General features: G+C 57.4%; 18 protein-coding genes. 15 read left to right on the top strand and 3 right to left on the bottom strand.

The features are described from left to right. The first annotated feature begins 9 nt into the window (after nt 1–9). Together EUU25_RS06100 and EUU25_RS06095 are read left to right on the top strand one after the other, a co-directional pair. Nucleotides 10–975 (top strand): bile acid:sodium symporter, encoded by a 966-nt coding sequence (locus EUU25_RS06100; protein WP_158899233.1) that lies wholly within the window; start codon nt 10–12, stop codon nt 973–975. Nucleotides 976–1156: 181 nt separating this feature from the next. Further along, nucleotides 1157–1468, top strand: coding sequence for a hypothetical protein (locus EUU25_RS06095; protein WP_158899231.1), 312 nt, complete (start codon nt 1157–1159; stop codon nt 1466–1468). A 194-nt stretch (nt 1469–1662) separates the two neighbouring features. Here EUU25_RS06095 and EUU25_RS06090 read toward each other — a convergent pair whose 3' ends face one another. Both EUU25_RS06090 and EUU25_RS06085 read right to left on the bottom strand, forming a co-directional pair. Then, complete coding sequence (locus EUU25_RS06090; protein WP_158899229.1) at nt 1663–2100, bottom strand: CBS domain-containing protein; 438 nt, start codon at nt 2098–2100, stop codon at nt 1663–1665. A 196-nt stretch (nt 2101–2296) separates the two neighbouring features. Continuing rightward, nucleotides 2297–2695, bottom strand: coding sequence for a MerR family transcriptional regulator (locus tag EUU25_RS06085; protein ID WP_158899227.1), 399 nt, complete (start codon nt 2693–2695; stop codon nt 2297–2299). Nucleotides 2696–2765: 70 nt separating this feature from the next. On the opposite strand from EUU25_RS06085, the gene EUU25_RS06080 reads away from it, so the two are divergent. Together EUU25_RS06080 and EUU25_RS16665 are read left to right on the top strand one after the other, a co-directional pair. Further along, nucleotides 2766–3392, top strand: a complete 627-nt coding sequence (locus EUU25_RS06080) for a cation efflux transmembrane domain-containing protein (RefSeq protein WP_158899225.1) — start codon at nt 2766–2768, stop codon at nt 3390–3392. Beyond that, nucleotides 3389–4216 (top strand): DUF3703 domain-containing protein, encoded by an 828-nt coding sequence (locus EUU25_RS16665; RefSeq protein ID WP_425505206.1) that lies wholly within the window; start codon nt 3389–3391, stop codon nt 4214–4216. The genes EUU25_RS06080 and EUU25_RS16665 overlap by 4 nt, the downstream gene beginning before the upstream one ends. 207 nt (nt 4217–4423) lie before the next feature. Here EUU25_RS16665 and EUU25_RS06065 read toward each other — a convergent pair whose 3' ends face one another. Then, on the bottom strand, nt 4424–4636 hold the full coding sequence (locus tag EUU25_RS06065) for a hypothetical protein (RefSeq protein WP_158899223.1): 213 nt from the start codon (nt 4634–4636) through the stop codon (nt 4424–4426). Between EUU25_RS06065 and EUU25_RS06060 the strand changes: the two genes are divergently transcribed. The 11 genes from EUU25_RS06060 (at nt 4631) to EUU25_RS06010 (ending at nt 16542) form a co-directional block, all read left to right on the top strand. Continuing rightward, the gene (locus EUU25_RS06060; RefSeq protein WP_158899221.1) at nt 4631–5839 is read left to right on the top strand and encodes a TolC family protein; all 1209 of its coding nucleotides are present in this window, start codon (nt 4631–4633) and stop codon (nt 5837–5839) included. The two genes, EUU25_RS06065 and EUU25_RS06060, sit on opposite strands and share 6 nt — an antisense overlap. 11 nt (nt 5840–5850) lie before the next feature. Continuing rightward, on the top strand, nt 5851–7026 hold the full coding sequence (locus EUU25_RS06055; protein WP_158899219.1) for an efflux RND transporter periplasmic adaptor subunit: 1176 nt from the start codon (nt 5851–5853) through the stop codon (nt 7024–7026). Nucleotide 7027: 1 nt separating this feature from the next. Further along, nucleotides 7028–10282, top strand: a complete 3255-nt coding sequence (locus tag EUU25_RS06050; RefSeq protein ID WP_158899217.1) for an efflux RND transporter permease subunit — start codon at nt 7028–7030, stop codon at nt 10280–10282. 12 nt (nt 10283–10294) lie between these two features. Beyond that, nucleotides 10295–10702: a hypothetical protein gene (locus EUU25_RS06045; protein ID WP_246162936.1), complete on the top strand. Its 408-nt coding sequence runs from the start codon at nt 10295–10297 to the stop codon at nt 10700–10702. A 52-nt stretch (nt 10703–10754) separates the two neighbouring features. Beyond that, nucleotides 10755–12689 (top strand): heavy metal translocating P-type ATPase, encoded by a 1935-nt coding sequence (locus EUU25_RS06040; RefSeq protein WP_158899215.1) that lies wholly within the window; start codon nt 10755–10757, stop codon nt 12687–12689. Between the two features lies 1 nt (nt 12690). Further along, nucleotides 12691–13617, top strand: a complete 927-nt coding sequence (locus tag EUU25_RS06035; protein ID WP_158899213.1) for a cation diffusion facilitator family transporter — start codon at nt 12691–12693, stop codon at nt 13615–13617. A gap of 390 nt (nt 13618–14007) precedes the next feature. Further along, nucleotides 14008–14424 (top strand): hypothetical protein, encoded by a 417-nt coding sequence (locus tag EUU25_RS06030; protein WP_158899211.1) that lies wholly within the window; start codon nt 14008–14010, stop codon nt 14422–14424. A gap of 23 nt (nt 14425–14447) precedes the next feature. Next, nucleotides 14448–14903, top strand: a complete 456-nt coding sequence (locus EUU25_RS06025; protein WP_158899209.1) for an SRPBCC family protein — start codon at nt 14448–14450, stop codon at nt 14901–14903. After that, the gene (locus tag EUU25_RS06020; RefSeq protein ID WP_158899207.1) at nt 14900–15340 is read left to right on the top strand and encodes a disulfide bond formation protein B; all 441 of its coding nucleotides are present in this window, start codon (nt 14900–14902) and stop codon (nt 15338–15340) included. The genes EUU25_RS06025 and EUU25_RS06020 overlap by 4 nt, the downstream gene beginning before the upstream one ends. Continuing rightward, a complete protein-coding gene (locus tag EUU25_RS06015) occupies nt 15337–15993 on the top strand; it encodes a DsbA family protein (protein ID WP_158899205.1) in 657 nt (218 codons plus the stop codon). Before EUU25_RS06020 ends, EUU25_RS06015 begins: the two co-directional genes overlap by 4 nt. Before the next feature lie 228 nt (nt 15994–16221). Continuing rightward, nucleotides 16222–16542, top strand: coding sequence for a hypothetical protein (locus EUU25_RS06010; protein WP_158899203.1), 321 nt, complete (start codon nt 16222–16224; stop codon nt 16540–16542). The last annotated feature ends 17 nt before the right edge of the window (nt 16543–16559 follow it).

Here is a 16559-nt window from a genome sequence, read left to right as displayed (position 1 = left end):
GACGGGTTCATGCAACGGGTGAGAGATTTACTCGAAACACGCCAAGTGCCTATATACTTTAATTCAGTCGTCGCTGGCGCAGTTTTCGCTCTGATAGCTCCGGCGACAATGGTTTTCGAAGCGACAATCAATCCCGCGCTTGCCTTCATGCTGTTTGTAACCTTCCTACAGGTTCCGCTCGCCGATCTTGGGCGCGCACTCACGCGGTGGCGTTTTACATCGGCGCTGCTCGCCGCAAACTTTGTAGCGATTCCGCTACTCGTTGCAGTGCTTGCACAACTCCTTCCCGTCGACCCGTTAATCCGGTTGGGAGTTCTCTTGGTGCTTTTGACCCCTTGCATCGACTACGTCGTTACCTTCGCTCATCTCGGTCGCGCCGACGCCAAATTATTGCTTGCGGCGACGCCCACGCTGCTTTTGCTCCAGATGGCATTGTTGCCAGTTTATCTGCGCCTGATTCTAGGTGACGCCGCCGCCGAGCTCGTCCGTGCCGGCCCGTTCATTCATGCGTTCTTGTGGCTGATCGTCATCCCGCTGGTGTTCGCAGGCCTCGTCCAGTTATGGGCTGCCCGCGTGTCGCTCGGCGCGCGGGTCTCGTCGATCCTAGGTGTTCTCCCCGTGCCAGCGACCGCATTTGTACTCTTCGCCGTGGTCGCCGCCGTCGTACCGCAACTTGGGCAAGCCTTGGATGCGGTCCTGTTCGTCGTCCCGTTCTACGTTGCCTTCGCAGTCCTCGCTCCTTTCACCGGATGGGCGGTGGCGCGAGCGTTTCGACTAAAGGCCGAGGAGGGGCGCGCAGTTGCCTTCAGCACCGCAACACGCAACTCGCTTGTCGTACTGCCGCTGGCTCTTGCCGTGCCCGGCGCGCTTCCCGTTTTACCCGCAATCATCGTGACGCAGACGTTGGTCGAACTCATCAGCGAACTTTTCTACATCCGAACCATTCCAAGGCTTGGACGGGCTGTGGCTGCTTAGGGTCAGCCATTACGGCAAGCTGCTGCGCGCTAACGTCGGATTTGCCTAGTGCCGGTTAGTAGATGGTCGCTGGCAAACACCAGAACACATCGAAAATAGTTAACTGCCAGTTCATTTCGACAACAATATACCGATTTCATGAACCGCCCATCTTGGGCGTTTTGATAAAGTGAGCAGTGCTATGAAAATGAAATTCATGTTCATTGTAACCGCTACCGTCGCAGCAATGGTGGCCTCTCCCGCGTCTGCGCGCGATAGACATCACAGTCGCGGTCATGGCGGGGTCAGTATCAGCATTGGTAGCGGATATGGCGGCTATGGTTATTATCAGCCGGTGCGCCGCGGTTACAATTATGACTATGCAGATCGCTATTACGACGATTACGACCGGCAGCCGCGTCGTCATTACCGCGAGCGTAATCGCCACCGTGACGACCGTCATCATCGCCGCGACCGTGATAGCTATCACCGCGAATATCGTCGCGGACATTAAGCTCGAATAACCAAGGTCCGATGTCCCTTCGGCCATCGGACCCTGTTAAAACGTCCTGCCGGTTGAGCGCTTACCGGCCGCATCCGCGAAACTTACTATGACAAAATTTTTCAACCTCGTGACTGTCAATCAATATTAAGTCTGGCCAAAATAGTTATCGCAACATACCGATCTTGTTGAGACCAAATGAGAGATCAGTCCGCGTGCGACGGGTCATGATTGGGTTTCGACATATCACGGACCAGTTGGCCTGTTTTTTCAGTGTCCGAGCCAAGAGCAACATCCGCCTGCGATACCATTCCGCAGCATTTGCCGGTGTCGTCTACAACCGGCACCCGACGAATCTGATTTTCTTCCATTACCGCACAACAGTCCGCCAAGCTAGTCGCTGGCGTCACCGTCACAACCGGCGATGACATAACATCGCTAACGCGTGTGTCATTTGTTTTACCCTCAGCAACGCAGCGACATGCAATATCACGGTCGGTAATGACGCCAATGGGTATGCCGTTGTCGTCTAAGACAGGAATCTCCCCGCAGTCGTTCTCCATCATCAACTTAGCTGCTGCCTGCACGGTAGCGTCGGGCCCACAGCACGTGGGATTTTGTGTCATGATGTCTTGGACGTGCATTATATTTTCCTTGCGATGTTAGGGTAACAGCGAATTTAGCCATGTAGCTGCTAAACCGCCGCCGATCAAAACAGTTCCCGATTGCCCCCGGTTCTTGGGTCCTGATCGCCGCTATCGCGATGATCGTTCTTACTATCGTGAGCGTTGAGCCAAGTTAAATGAACGGGCTAACCATCGGGTGATCGATTCACGCTGCCTAACATGCCGCCCGCGGCGCGAGCGTGTCGATAATCTTGCATTCGCCAACGGTGCCGTGACGGCAGCTGCCTATAACGCGTTCCAGCTCACTGCGAAGGGAAGTTAGGTCGTCGATCTTGCGTTTCACTTCGGCCAGATGGCTATTAGCAATAAGATCCACCGCTTCGCAACTTTGACCAATGTTATCAGACAGGGCGAGCAATTCGCGCACGGCTTCCAAGGGGAAGCCCAGGTCTCGCGCTCGGCGAATGAAGGACAGACGGGCTAAATGTTCGCTACCGTAATTGCGATAATTAGCTGCATTCCGCGCAGGCGGCGCGAGCAAACCGATTGTCTCGTAGTAACGAACCGTCTCAACCTTAGTCGAAGTCGCGTTCGCAAGCTCACCAATTTTCACTGCTTGACCCTCTAGTTGCTAGAGGGTGTAGATAGTTGTCCGACTCGGGATTTGTCGAGAAGGATGTTTGATGGCTGACAACTGTTGCGAAAGCGCTTGTGGGAACGAGACGGCGAAGGCCGATCCGCGCTGGCGGCGCGTTTTATGGGTGGCGCTGATCGTCAACGCTGCGATGTTTTTCGTTGAGATGGTGGCGGGTGCGGCGGCGGACAGCCGCGCGCTTCAAGCCGACGCGCTCGATTTTCTCGGCGATGCTGCCAACTATGCGCTGAGCCTTGCAGTCGTCGGCGCAGCGCTAACTTGGCGGGCACGGGCGGCGTTGCTCAAATCGCTATTCATGATCGGTTTTGCTGCTTGGGTGTTTGGCAGCGCAATCTTGGCGTTCGTGAACGGCACTGCGCCCGACCCCGCCACAATGGGCGCTGTTGGTGCGCTCGCGCTGACCGCCAATGTCGGCGTTGCCTTGCTGCTATACCGCTATCGGATGGGCGATGCCAATATGCGCTCGGTGTGGTTATGCTCGCGCAACGATGCCATTGGCAATGTCGCGGTGATGCTGGCGGCGCTTGGCGTGCTTGGCACGGGCAGCGCGTGGCCTGACTTGATTGTCGCGTCGATCATGGCGGGGCTGGCACTAACGGGCGGGCTTCAAGTGTTCCGGCAAGCAGTGGCCGAGTTGCGAACGGTGGCGTTATGAAGGTGTCACTTTCAACGATAATTGACATCCCTCCTGATATTGTCTGGTCGGAAGTTCAAACTGCGCCCCTGCTCGTGCATATCGCGTGGCCGCTGGTGCGTTTCATACCGGTCGGCAGCGAACCGTTCGAACATTTCAAACCCGGTGGCCGGTATCAGGTGAAATTAAGGCTGCTCGGGATATTGCCGTTTGGCACGCAATGGATTGTGACTTCTGTGCACGAACCGGAAAGCGGCGATTGGCCAAAGCGCCTGCGCGACAACGGTTACAGCGCTCTGATTAGGAAATGGGACCACTGGATCACGATTTCGCCAGATGGCAAAGCTAGCACGCATTACAGCGATGAGGTTGAAATCTCGGCCGGACTAATGACGCCGTTCGTTTGGGCCTTTGCGCAGGTTTTTTACTGGCATAGGCAGCGGCGCTGGCGCGGTCTTGCACGCACGTTGCAAGCGCGCCGCGTGATTGCCGAAGAAATGGCGCTGTTCAAAGAAGCGAAGACTTTGGGCGACAATGAAAGGGCATGGACTGCGCTAGAACGCGCGCACATTGTCTCGCAGCCCTATTTGGGGCCTCATCTTGCCAGCCATTGGGCCATGCTCCGATTTGCTCTTATTGAACGGGATGCAAAGGAAGTAGCAGGGCAGATTTTTCGGCTGGCTTTGGCACCAATGGCGCAATTTCCGGACGGATTCCAAAAGGAAACACCGGCAGGGCCAATGTCAGCGCCTTTAAGGCCATGCCCATACCCGCTGATCTGGAATCCCGACTTAAAGAATATCGACCGTGATTGTGCCATTGCGAAACATAAAGGCTCATGCTAGCAGCATGCCGATGCGCTTGCGGTTGTTTACCTTTTTGGTTGCTTTTGCAGTTCTCTGGTCAGGTGCCGGAGGGTCGGCGTTGGCGTGTGCCGTGGAGAGCCCTGCGAGCGTTTTTTTGACGGTTGATGCTAGCCACGAACTTGCGCCGACTGGTGATGACGACAAAGAGCGTAAGTCGAGTCCCGCCGGACAAGCTGTTGCCCATCATCACTGTTGCACGGCAACGCCTGCTGTTGAGGCACCCTTGGCTGCTGTCCTGCCTTTGAAAGAGGCTGCAGTAGTGCCATCTATCTCATCTGCGCTAATTTCATTCGCGCAAGCGCCGCCCGTCCAACCTCCCGCTGCCTGAACTGAGTCCGTTGCACGGATGCCAGTGTGCATCTGCGCCAGTGTCACACGTTCAGGGATTTTTTTATGCATATTTCATTGCGCGCTGCGCTTTTGGCGGGGGCGCTTGTCTTCAGCGGTGCTGCCATTCGCGCGGAACCCATTTCACTCAGTCAGGCATTAGCAAAAGGAACCGAGAGTTCACCGCGCGTTACGCAAGCGAAGGCTCAGGCTGACGCTGCGGAAGCCCGGGCAAGGCAGGCTGGCGTTTCGCCAAACCCTGAGCTCAGCATCGAGGTAGAGAATTTCGCCGGCAGCGGCGCGTTTCAGGGGCTTCGGAGTACTGAAACCACGTTGGCAGTAAGCCAGCGGCTTGAGCTTGGTGGCAAGCGCAGTGCGCGGGTGGAGGTCGCTCGCGCCGAACGGGATTTTGCGTTTCTATCATACAAGACTGCTTTGGCGGATCTGGACCGTGATATCCGTCTTGCACATGCCGAGCTTCGGGCTGACGAAGACCGGGCGGTGTTGGCACGCGACAATACCGCCGCCGCCGAAGAGCTGGCGAGGATAGCAAAAGTCCTTGTCGATGCCGGTCGGGAGCCGCCCTTGCGCCAGCTTCGTGCGGAGGCTGCGTTGGCTGAGGCACGGGCGGAACAGGCGCGCACCTTGGGTGAATTGTTAAGTTCGCGGCGCCTGTTGGCAACGCTGATCTGGAGCGACGATCCTGAATTATCCGCCACATTTACTGATGAGTCGGCACCTCCCAACGTGCCAGTTGAATTGCCCTCGCTGAACGAACAGCTTGCGATAGCGCAAAAAAACGCGGCACTTGCCAGAGTGAGGCTGGCGCGCGCAAACGCCGTGCCCGACGTCACGGCGAGCGGCGGTGTCCGTCGCTTTGCTGAAGGAAGAGAAACGGCTTTGGTCGCCGGTGTCTCGATTGCAATGCCGTTCCGTGACCGAAATCGCGGTAATATCGACGCAGCCCAATCTGAAAGTCTGGCGGCAGAATCGGCCACGATGCTTGCACGGATCGAAGCAACCAGAGTCCGTCAGGATGCGCGGATATTGCTGGGCGCTGCCGAGGTACGTTATGAGGCCCTGGCGGGGCTTGGCATCTCGCAGGCTGAAGAAGCCCTCCGACTGACACGGATCGGATATAATGCCGGCAAATTCTCGCTGCTGGAACTGCTCGATGTGCAAACTGCACTGACCACCGCCAAACTCAATCTCATCCAGGCGCGGCTCGACCGTGCCGAAGCGCTTGCCGCTCTCATCCGCGCAAACGCGCTGTAAAGGACAATCTTATGGAAACCGAAAATAACAGAAACAAGCTTATAGCTGGAGTGGCCGTTGCGACGCTCGTGCTTGGCGGTGGCGGGATAATGCTGGGCCGCACAATGTTCGCTCCGGAAACTACGGCTGCCGCAGCAGCGCCCGCCGAAGAGGCCGAAGAGGAAGGCCATGTCGAAGGCCAAATCCTCATGGAGGAGTCTCGCGCAAAAGCTGCTGGCATCGTTACCGAGGCATTGCAATCGGGCGGATTGGGTGCCGAGATATTGGCGCAAGGCGTTGTCGCCTCGACACCCGAAGGCGAAGCAGTTCTAACCGCACGCGCGGATGGCGCCGTCGTCCGCATCAACCGCCAACTGGGCGACTTCGTGCGTGCCGGTGAAGCATTAGCGGTCATGGAAAGCCGCGATGCCGCGTCGATTGCCGCAGAACGCAGTTCGGCATCGGCCAATCTCGCGCTGGCCCGTTCGACCTATGCGCGTGAGAAAAAGCTGTTCGATGCCAAGGTTACTGCGCGGCAAGATTTGGAGGGCGCACAAGCGGCGTTGGCCGCAGCCGAAGCAGAGGCGCGGCGCTCACAGTCCGCCGCTTCCGCTGCGAAGGTGTCAGGAGATGGCCGCACCTTGGGTGTCGTCAGCCTGATCTCGGGCCGTGTAACCAAGGCCGACGCCAAACTAGGTTCTTATGTCTTGGCAGGAACCGAACTGTTCCGCGTTTCCGACCCCAATCGCATTCAGATCAACGCATCGGTGCTGGCCGCCGACGCGCGCCGCATCAAGCCCGGCGATACAGCGGTCATCGAACTTCTTGGCGGCGAAACGGTCACCGCCGTGGTCCGCTCTGCAACGCCCAGTCTCGACCCTGATAGCAAAACCGCAACCATAGTTCTGACGCCGCAAGGGATCGGCGGCCTAACCCCCGGTCAGGGCCTGCGCGCGCGCATCAAGCCGCGTGGCGGCGGCGATAGCGCTTTGATCGCACTGCCCGAAGAAGCGGTGCAAACCGTTGAAGGCAAGGAAGTCGTGTTCGTCAAAACCGCCAAGGGTTTTCAGTCTACGACAGTTGTCACTGGCAAGCGTGGCGGTGGCCGTATCGAGATTGTCGATGGACTGAAACCAGGTGCCGTCGTCGTCACCAAGGGCGCGTTCATGCTCAAAGCCGAACTCGGCAAGGGCGAGGCGGAGCATTGATATGATCGATAAACTTTTAGACGCGTCGATCCGCTTCCGCTGGGGCGTGGTCATCCTGACGCTTATCATCTCGGCTTACGGCCTGTCGGAGCTTTTGAAGCTGCCGATCGATGCCGTGCCCGACATCACCAACAAGCAGGTGCAGATCAACACGGTCGAACCCAATCTGGGGCCGCTCGACATCGAACGGCTCGTAACCTTCCCGGTTGAAACGGCGATGGCGGGGATTCCGGGGCTTGAAACCTCGCGCTCGATTTCGCGTAACGGTTTCAGTCAGGTTACGGTGATTTTCGAGGATCATACCGACCTCTATTTCGCCCGCCAGCAGGTCGCCGAGCGGCTCAATCAGGCCAAAGGCACATTGCCCGAAGGGGCCGAACCGCAAATGGGACCGGTGTCAACCGGCCTTGGCGAAGTCCTGATGTATACCATCGATTATGCAAAGGCCGGGACAAAAGAAAACCCGAAAGTTGCAGGCAAGCCGGGCTTCCAGCCGGACGGCTCATATATAACGCCGACCGGCGAAATCCTGACCGATGATGTTGCCAAGCTTGGCTATCTGCGCACCGTGCAGGATTGGGTTATCCGCCCGCAATTGCGTTCGGTGTCGGGGGTGGCCGGGATCGATTCGATCGGCGGTTATGAAAAACAATTTGTTGTTCAACCCGACGCTTCCAAACTTGCCACTTACGGCATTTCGTTTTCGGAGCTGGCCGAGGCCTTGGAAAAGGCCAACATCTCGGTAGGCGCAAACTTTGTCGAACGGGGCGGTGAGGCATTCCTCGTGCGCGCCGATGGCCGCATTCGAACAGTCGATGAAATATCCCGCGCTACGGTTGCAAGCCGTGGCGGCGTTCCTGTCATGGTTGGCGATGTAGCTACGGTTAAGGTGGGAGGCGAACTGCGCACCGGGTCGGCGTCGGAAAACGGCAAGGAACTTGTGGTCGGAACTGTCCTGATGCTTGCGGACGGCAACAGTCGGCTCGTGGCCTCGGCGGCGGCTGAACGGCTTGCGGAAGTAGCAAAGTCGATGCCGCCGGGTATCGTCGTGAAGCCAGTGCTCAACCGCTCCGAACTCGTTGATGCCACCATCGGCACCGTCGAGAAGAATTTGGCCGAAGGCGCCTTGCTGGTTGCAGCAGTGCTGTTCTGGCTTCTTGGCAACTTCCGCGCTGCGGTCATCGCCACGTTGGTCATTCCGATTTCATTCCTGATGATGGCGATGGGAATGAATGCTACCGGCACGCCGGGTAACCTGATGAGCCTTGGCGCGCTCGATTTCGGTCTGATTGTCGATGGTTCAATTATCATCATCGAAAACTGTTTGAGGCGTCTTGCCGAGCGACAACATCACGAAGGGCGAATGCTCACGCTGACCGAACGCCTGCACGAGGTGTTTGAAGCGTCTCGTGAAATGGTGAAGCCGACGATTTACGGGCAAGCAATCATCTTCCTCGTATTCGTGCCGTTGCTCACCTTTACCGGCGTTGAAGGTAAAACCTTCTCGCCGATGGCGATCACGGTCATGTTGGCACTTGCTGGAGCGTTCATTGCTTCACTGACGTTCGTGCCTGCAATGGTTGCTTTGCTCATTCGCGGAGAAGTTGCAGAAAAGGACGTCAAAGCAATTGCTTGGGTCAAAACGCGTTACGAACCGGTATTGCAACGCGTCATTGCACGTCCGTGGCCCTGGATTGGCGCAGGCGGCGGGACATTTGCCGCCGCCGCTCTTGTCTTCACTATGCTTGGTAGTGAGTTCATACCGGTGCTGGGCGAAGGCAATCTGGCGATGCAGGCGCTCCGCATTCCTTCAACCTCGTTAAACAAGTCACAGGAGATGCAGCTAAAGGTTGAAAAAGCGGTTTCTGCGTTGCCTGAAGTTGCGTTCATCTACTCCAAAACCGGCACCGCAGAAGTGGCCAGCGACCCGATGCCACCGAACGCATCAGATACCTTCATCATTCTGAAGCCGCGCGAGGCATGGCCTGACGGCGTTGATACCAAAGACGAGGTCATCGAGCGCGTCGAAAAGGCATTGGAACCGTTGGTTGGCAACGCTTTTGAGATCAGCCAACCAATCCAGCTGCGTTTTAACGAACTGATCGCTGGTGTTCGCGGCGATGTCGCCATTAAGATATATGGCGACAATCTCGATGAAATGGGCCGGACAGCAAATCAGGTGGCAGCCATTATTGGAACCGTTCCGGGTGCTGCCGACGTCAAGGTTGAACAAACGGCTGGTTTCCCGGTCCTTGATGTCCAGTTCGACCGTAACGCTATCGCACGCTATGGTTTAACGCTTCAGGATGTCAGCGACACCGTGTCTGCCGCTCTTGGCGGGCGCGAAGCTGGCATTGTGTTTGAAGGGGACCGGCGCTTCGACATCGTTGTCCGGCTTGACGGGGCAACGCGTGACGATCTCGATGCAGTAGGAGCGCTTCCAGTGCTGTTGCCCGGCGAAGGCGGCGCACGGTCCTCGGTGCCATTAAGTGAACTGGCCAAGTTCGGCTTCTCCGAAGGCCTAAACCAGGTCAGCCGCGAAAACGGCCAGCGCCGCGTTGTGGTGCAGGCCAATGTGCGCGGCAACGATCTGGGATCGTTTGTCGCCGAGGCGCAGGAGAAGGTAGACGCGCAAGTGAAACTGCCAACGGGCAGCTTCATCGAATGGGGCGGTCAGTTTGAAAATCTGCAAGCTGCTTCGGCACGGTTGTCGATAGTCATCCCGATCATCTTTGCCGCAATCTTCGGTATCCTGTTCATGGCCCTTGGCGGCGTGCGTCAGGCGATTGCGGTTTATTCCGCAATACCCTTGGCGCTTGCAGGCGGCGTGTTCGCGCTGCTGCTGACCGGATTACCGTTCTCGGTATCGGCGGCGGTCGGGTTCATCGTGCTTTCGGGTGTGACGGTGCTGAACGGACTAGTCGTGATGTCCAGCATCAACCAGCGCATAGACGAAGGCAAACCGATCGATACGGCAATTAGCGAAGGGACGATGGAGCGCGTTCGCGCGGTCCTCATGACCGGTATCGTTCCTGCCATCGGTTTTGTGCCGATGGCGATTGCGACCGGCGTCGGTGCCGAAGTGCAAAAGCCATTGGCGATTGTCGTGATCGGCGGGTTGATTACGTCGACCCTGCTGACGCTTTTTGTGTTGCCTGCGATCAGCCACTTGTTGTTGCGTGGACGCCATAAACAGCATGTTGCTGGCGATTACAGCGACGTGACGGCATTCGGTACCGAATTGCCGCAAAAATAGGAAGGAGAGACCATGAGAAAGTCTATTTTCATTTTGGCGGCTGCGCTTACCTTGCCCGTTTACGCAGCGGCACCTGACCCTGCATATATGTTCGGCGTCTGGAGCCTTGGCGAAAGCAAGAATTGCGAGGCGGGTCCGGCATGGGTGTTTCTGGCCGACGGCTATTATGCCGAGGTCACCTTACCTGACAAAGGCCCCTTCGCAACCGGCCTGTGGAAAGACGAAGGCGGGGCGATTGCCTATACGCACAGCCATATGCCTTTCCCCGACATGATGAAGGCCAACGAAATGAAGCGCCTGAGCGTAGAGGAGCGCACACCCGACAAGCTAATGACGCGGAACTATCGCGGCGTCGCGCGCGTTTTCCATCGGTGTCCGACGGACGCACTCAAGGCACCGGCTGGACAAACGGCGCATTGAGCCGAACGCGCATTTAATCACAGCAGATCGGTAAGCTCAGGAAAGGCCGAATATGGGACAGAGTGACGATCTTGCGGTCGAAAAAGCACACAGCGATGACGACGGTCATGCCCACGGAGTCGGGCAGAGCGCCGGCCTTCGCATCTTCCTGTTTGCCTGTGCGGTTGCGGCCATTTCCTATGGGATTTCGTGGCTGCGCCCGGAATGGTCGCCATGGGCTTATGGCATCGGCGCGGTCATTTCGGTTGCACCCTTTGCCAGAACGGCATTTACGAAGGCGCTAAAAGGCCGTCCGTTCAGCATCGAAACGCTAATGACGATTGCAGTTCTCGGCGCGATTCCCATCGAAGCCGGAGCGGAGGCTGTCGTTGTCGTCGTGCTGTTTTCGCTTGGCGAACTGCTGGAAGGGTTTGCTGCTGCCCGAGCGCGTTCGGGCTTAAACTCGCTGGCAAAGCTGCTTCCGTCCCAGGCTGTGATCGAGGTCGATGGCGAGCGGCGCACCGTCGATGTCACCACCCTTGCCATCGGCTCGATCATGCTGGTTTCTGCCGGAGACCGAATTGCCGCCGATGGCCGCATTATCGATGGGCGTTCCGAGATAAACGAAGCGGCCATTACCGGCGAATCGCGCCCGGTCGAAAAAAGCATTGCCGCCGACGTATTTGCCGGATCGATCAATGGCGACGGCACGCTGAAGGTCGAGGTGACCAAAGATGCCTCGAACAGTGTCGTGGCTCGGATCGGCGAATTGGTCGCACAGGCGCAGGAAAGCACTGCTCCGACCGCCCGTTTCATCGACAATTTCAGCGCTTACTACACACCTGCCGCCATAATCCTGGCGACGCTTATCGCGCTGGTGCCGCCGCTAGCCTTCGGTGGCGAATGGGCGACCTGGACCTATCGTGCGCTAACCGTGCTGCTGATTGCTTGCCCCTGTGCGCTGGTGCTATCGACGCCCGCCGCCATTGCCACCGGCATCGCCACCGCAGCACGCAGCGGGATCTTGATCAAAAGCGGCGAGGCACTCGAAATGCTGGCGAAAATCGGCATCGCGGCTTTCGACAAGACCGGCACGCTGACTCGCGGGCATCCCGTCGTGACCGATGTTGCGGGCGTAAACACGCTCGAACTGGCGTCTGCCATTGAAACCGGGCTGACGCATCCGGTCGCCAAGGCCATTGTAACAGAGGCAGAGCGGCTGAAGATCGCCGTGCCCAAGGCCAGCGATGTGACGATCCGTCAAGGCGAAGGTGCCATCGGCATGGTCGGCAGTAGGCAGGTCGCGCTGTTCAGTCCGCGTGCAGCAGGCGCGCTCGCCCCGGACGTTGCCGCCAGCATCGATGCCCTTGAACGCGCCGGAAAGACGATTGCCGTGCTGCTGGTGGATGGAAAGTATCAGGGGCATATTGCTGTGCGTGACGAGGCGCGCGATGACGCCAGACCCGCCGTCGCCGCGCTCAATGCAATCGGCATTCGTTCACTGATGCTCAGCGGCGATAATCAGCGTACCGCAACCGCAGTGGCGCAAGCGCTGGGGATGGAAGCCGAAGGCGAGTTGATGCCCGCAGACAAGCTTAAGCGGATCGAAGCGCTCAAGGCCGAAGCGCCCGTGCTAATGGTAGGGGACGGCGTCAACGATGCCCCCGCGCTCGCGACCGCGTCTCTTGGCCTCGCTATGGGCGGTGGCACCGATGTTGCGATTGAAACAGCCGATATAGGCCTATTAAAGGACCGCCTGTGGGGCGTGCCCGATGCGATCCGGCTGGCCCGCAAGACCCGCCGTACCATTATGACCAACATCGTTATCGCGGTGGGCTTGAAACTGGTGTTCCTTGTGCTCGCGGTGTTCGGTATCACCAATTTGTGGACCGCGATCATCGCCGATACGGGCGCGACCATCCTTGTCACATTCAATGCGCTGCTGCTGTTCTGGACATTCCGACCAACGATAGACGGAAGCACTTCTGCACCTTCCAAGGCTTTCTGAAATGGGCGCTGGACATAATCACGGCGATGAAGGGCATGGGTCTCCTGGCCACAGTCATGGCGAAGGGGCAAACACTCGCAGTTTAGCGATTGCGCTTAGCCTTACCGGCAGCTTTCTTGTCGCAGAGCTTGTTGGCGCATATTGGTTCAACAGCCTCGCGCTGCTGTCTGATGCTGCTCACATGTTCACCGATGCCGCGGCACTCGCCATTGCGCTCGTTGCTGTGCGGATTGGACAGCGGTCTGCAGATGCACAGCGTACCTATGGCTATCGCCGCTTCGAGATATTAGCCGCTGCTTTCAACGCGGTGCTGCTGTTCGTGGTCGCGGGCTACGTGCTGTATGAGGGTATCTCGCGTTTCTTCGACCCGCAGCCGGTGGAATCAATCGGTATGCTGGCGGTTGCTAGCCTCGGACTTGTCGTGAACCTTATCGCCATGCGGGTCTTAGCGGGCGGCAAAGAAACCAGCCTCAACATGAAAGGTGCCTATCTCGAAGTTTGGGCTGACATGCTTGGATCATTGGGGGTAATTGCGGCAGCCATTGCAATCTGGCTCACCGGCAAAACCTGGATCGACCCTATCGTCGCCATCGCCATAGGCTTATGGGTGCTGCCACGCACCTGGACTTTACTGCGCGATACCACTCATATTCTGCTTCAAGGCGTGCCGCGTAGTATCGACCTTGATAAGGTAAGGGCGTCGATCAATGCTGTGAATGGCGTCGCTGGTGTCCACGACTTGCATATTTGGTCGGTGGCCGGAGACGATGCCAGCCTCACTGCGCATCTCGTTCTTCAACCAGAGGCAACGGGTGAAGTGACCCGCAAAGCGGTCGCAGAAATGCTGGAAACGCAATTTAATATCCATCACGCAACGCTTCAAACCGAAACGACGCCGTGCGGCGATGCTGAAGCACTTCATGCCTGACCACCTGCACAATCCGGCGGCCATGCGCCACACCCCGGTACCGCTGGCAGGCGCAGCGGAACGGCTCTTCGACCCTATCGGTCCCCGCTCACCGTCCCGTTTGAGGCTTCCATACGAGAAGAAGCCCTGGTTCGCTGCGGAATGGGCCTTGCCGTGGGCGCCGGACCCCCCGACCGCGCCCACGGCTAAACCATGCGCGCTACAGTGCGGTGCTGCCAACATGTCGCACTCAGAGAAAGTATCAAGGAGATCGAAATGAACCAGCTATCGTCAACGGCGCAAGCAGGCATTTTATATCCACGTTGCGACGTCAAGCTCGGCAGCCGTGCGGTTGCGGTGCAGTAAACCTATTTATGGCTCGAATGTTTAATTCGAGAGAGGAGATGCAAGATGAAAGCAGTTTTGACCAAGGCAATGCTTATCGCCGCTGCCGCTGCCACATTGGGTGGTTGCTCGTCTTACGGCAACGAACGACCAAGATTTGCTTACTTCATCGTCCCTTGCAACACTCCCGGAGCTATTGCTGCACAACCGGTGAACACAGCCGACAATGCAGTAGTTGCTCAGCCACAAGAACCGCTCCCAGATACTACGAACCCCGCCCAGTCTGCTGATACATCACAGAAAACAGAAGTTACCTGCCTCGTCGCCGCAGCTAGTTCAAGGCCGTGGACTTCGGGTTACGCGGAATATGGTTTTCCGTCCTATTTTTCTTATCCATATCGACGGAGCGGCGGGATCGGTGTTGTTTTGCACGGCGGGGGACATCGCGGTGGGCATCATGGCGGCGGTCATCGCCGCCACTAATATTTGGGAATAGGAGTTGCGGCATGAAGATTAGCACCGAAGTGCTCATCACCGCCAGCTTGAGTAAGGTATGGGGAGCACTCGTCGATTTTCCGCGCTATCGCAGCTGGCATCCGCTCGTCGAAATCGAAGGAACTGCCAAAGAAGGCGCGGACGTCGAATATTACTATCGCAGTAATTCGGAAGCGCCGAGCGGCATGAGCATGACCGCCAGAATCACAAAGCTTGAACCGGTGCGAGAAATGGTCCTGGAATTCGGTGTACGCGGCTTCGCTAACATCGAAGAGCGGTATCTTTTGCTGCGCGAAGGTACGCATGTGCGGCTTGTTCATTCAGCAAATCTCAAAGGTTTGCTCCCGTTCATTGGCGCGCGCCTGTTCCGAAAGCGGCTCATCGAAAAATTCCAGCTCCCGATCGATAGGCTTTCGCATCATTTAGCGTCGAAAAAGCAATTGCCCCGGTCTGCACGGAAATCATGAACCCTGAGCTACAACGTCACTACTCATATGCTTGGGCGGCGTTATTTGCTGCCTGGATCGTTGCGCTTGCGGCCAGCCTGGGTGCCCTTTTCATTGGCGAGATCATGGGTCAATATCCGTGCGAGTTGTGCTGGTTTCAGAGAGTTTTTATGTTTTCGCTGGCAATCATACTCGGTATTGCGGCCTTCAGGTCTGATCGCGGTGTGACCCCATATGCCCTCACACTCGCAGGCGCAGGATGGGTCGTTTCCTTCTATCACGCTTTGCTATATTTTGGCTTTGCACCCGAAAAAATCCAGCCATGCGGTTCAGGGCCTTCCTGTTCGGACAGCGCGATGACGCTTTTTGGCAGCGTCCCAATCCCGCTTCTTTCGCTCTCCGCCTTTACAGCCATCACCTTTTTCCTCGCCCTCGTATTTCGGAGAACTCGATCATGAATAGACGTTTTGGAGTTATACTAACTGGCTTGCTGGCCATTGGCGCGTTTACCGCCGGGGCAGCCATTTACGGCCGTACATATGCCGAAGAACCTGCTGCCAAGGTTGCGACTGTGCAAGCGGATGTATTTGTTCGCGCTCACTCGCCGATCATCGGACCCAAGACAGCGCCGGTGACGATTGTAGAATTTTTCGATCCGTCCTGCGAGGCTTGCCGTGCCTTTTATCCGGGAGTTAAACAGATACTGGCCGCCTATCCCAATGATGTCCGTCTCGTGCTTCGCTATCTGCCACTACATCAAGGTTCAGCGGAAGCGATCGGCATTCTGGAAGCCGCTCGCGCACAGGGCGTTCTGGAGCCGGTGATGTCCGCACTCCTTGAAGCGCAGCCTGCGTGGCATGACGGTAACATGGCTAGCGCTTGGGTGGCCGCAGAGGCAGCCGGACTTGACGTTGAAAAGGCCAAGGCGATGCCCATGACCGGTGCTAAAGCCATCATGGAAGCCGATATGGTCGATGCTAACAGCCTCGCGGTGAAGGGAACGCCAAGCTTTTTCGTAAACGGGAAGCCCCTTGCCGAGTTCGGTCCCGAACAACTTTACGCGCAGGTTCGCGCCGAGGTCGAAGCTCTACGAAGCGCAACGCAACAGTGAAGACCGAGGTTGGCAGGGCAGACAAGGCGCGTCTCGACCGGTTCTCTGCGATGGCTATTGGCGAAGCTCACGCTCTTTGACCAAGAACACCGGTGGTGATCATTGATTGTTACCGTTAGCTCCAACCCTATTATCGAGACATCCGGTGGGCGAATTTTGTTTTCGGCCGAAATAGCATTTGCCCTCGTTTTAGCTACCGGATAAGGACGGAAATATATGCGGTGGTTGATGACTCTTGTTCTTGGTATAGCGCTTGTCGCCGGGATGTCTCACGCCCCGGCAATGGCGCATCCCGACGAAGCACATGCTCATTCGTCGGGTGAAATTTCGACCGCTGAATCCGCGTCGGAAAATGATCACGAAGACAGCCAGCCATTACCGGGCAATGCCGAAAGCAATGCTCACACCCATCTGCCACCGGCCCTCGCAACGATTCATGACAGTCTTTTCGGAAACGCGTTTGCTTCCAAGAAGCAATTTCTGTTCGTGAAGACCGACGTTCTGACCTCTTTCAGTCAGGCGCCACCCACCGAACCACCCTCCGCCTGAACCGCGCCATTAGGGCG

Source organism: Sphingorhabdus lacus, from assembly GCF_009768975.1.
In the GTDB taxonomy this organism is placed as follows: Bacteria; Pseudomonadota; Alphaproteobacteria; order Sphingomonadales; family Sphingomonadaceae; genus Sphingorhabdus_B; species Sphingorhabdus_B lacus.
The sequence above is the reverse complement of the archived record's forward strand: the minus strand, read 5'-3'. Positions and strand labels throughout refer to the sequence as shown.

Bases quoted from the DNA above. Each gene is read 5' to 3' on its own strand.
- EUU25_RS06100 (WP_158899233.1), top strand. From the start codon at position 10: ATGCAACGGGTGAGAGATTTACTCGAAACACGCCAAGTGCCTATATAC.
- EUU25_RS06095 (WP_158899231.1), top strand. From the start codon at position 1,157: ATGAAAATGAAATTCATGTTCATTGTAACCGCTACCGTCGCAGCAATG.
- EUU25_RS06090 (WP_158899229.1), bottom strand. From the start codon at position 2,100: ATGCACGTCCAAGACATCATGACACAAAATCCCACGTGCTGTGGGCCC.
- EUU25_RS06080 (WP_158899225.1), top strand. From the start codon at position 2,766: ATGGCTGACAACTGTTGCGAAAGCGCTTGTGGGAACGAGACGGCGAAG.
- EUU25_RS16665 (WP_425505206.1), top strand. From the start codon at position 3,389: ATGAAGGTGTCACTTTCAACGATAATTGACATCCCTCCTGATATTGTC.
- EUU25_RS06060 (WP_158899221.1), top strand. From the start codon at position 4,631: ATGCATATTTCATTGCGCGCTGCGCTTTTGGCGGGGGCGCTTGTCTTC.
- EUU25_RS06065 (WP_158899223.1), bottom strand. From the start codon at position 4,636: ATGCATAAAAAAATCCCTGAACGTGTGACACTGGCGCAGATGCACACT.
- EUU25_RS06055 (WP_158899219.1), top strand. From the start codon at position 5,851: ATGGAAACCGAAAATAACAGAAACAAGCTTATAGCTGGAGTGGCCGTT.
- EUU25_RS06050 (WP_158899217.1), top strand. From the start codon at position 7,028: ATGATCGATAAACTTTTAGACGCGTCGATCCGCTTCCGCTGGGGCGTG.
- EUU25_RS06045 (WP_246162936.1), top strand. From the start codon at position 10,295: ATGAGAAAGTCTATTTTCATTTTGGCGGCTGCGCTTACCTTGCCCGTT.
- EUU25_RS06040 (WP_158899215.1), top strand. From the start codon at position 10,755: ATGGGACAGAGTGACGATCTTGCGGTCGAAAAAGCACACAGCGATGAC.
- EUU25_RS06035 (WP_158899213.1), top strand. From the start codon at position 12,691: ATGGGCGCTGGACATAATCACGGCGATGAAGGGCATGGGTCTCCTGGC.
- EUU25_RS06030 (WP_158899211.1), top strand. From the start codon at position 14,008: ATGAAAGCAGTTTTGACCAAGGCAATGCTTATCGCCGCTGCCGCTGCC.
- EUU25_RS06025 (WP_158899209.1), top strand. From the start codon at position 14,448: ATGAAGATTAGCACCGAAGTGCTCATCACCGCCAGCTTGAGTAAGGTA.
- EUU25_RS06020 (WP_158899207.1), top strand. From the start codon at position 14,900: ATGAACCCTGAGCTACAACGTCACTACTCATATGCTTGGGCGGCGTTA.
- EUU25_RS06015 (WP_158899205.1), top strand. From the start codon at position 15,337: ATGAATAGACGTTTTGGAGTTATACTAACTGGCTTGCTGGCCATTGGC.
- EUU25_RS06010 (WP_158899203.1), top strand. From the start codon at position 16,222: ATGACTCTTGTTCTTGGTATAGCGCTTGTCGCCGGGATGTCTCACGCC.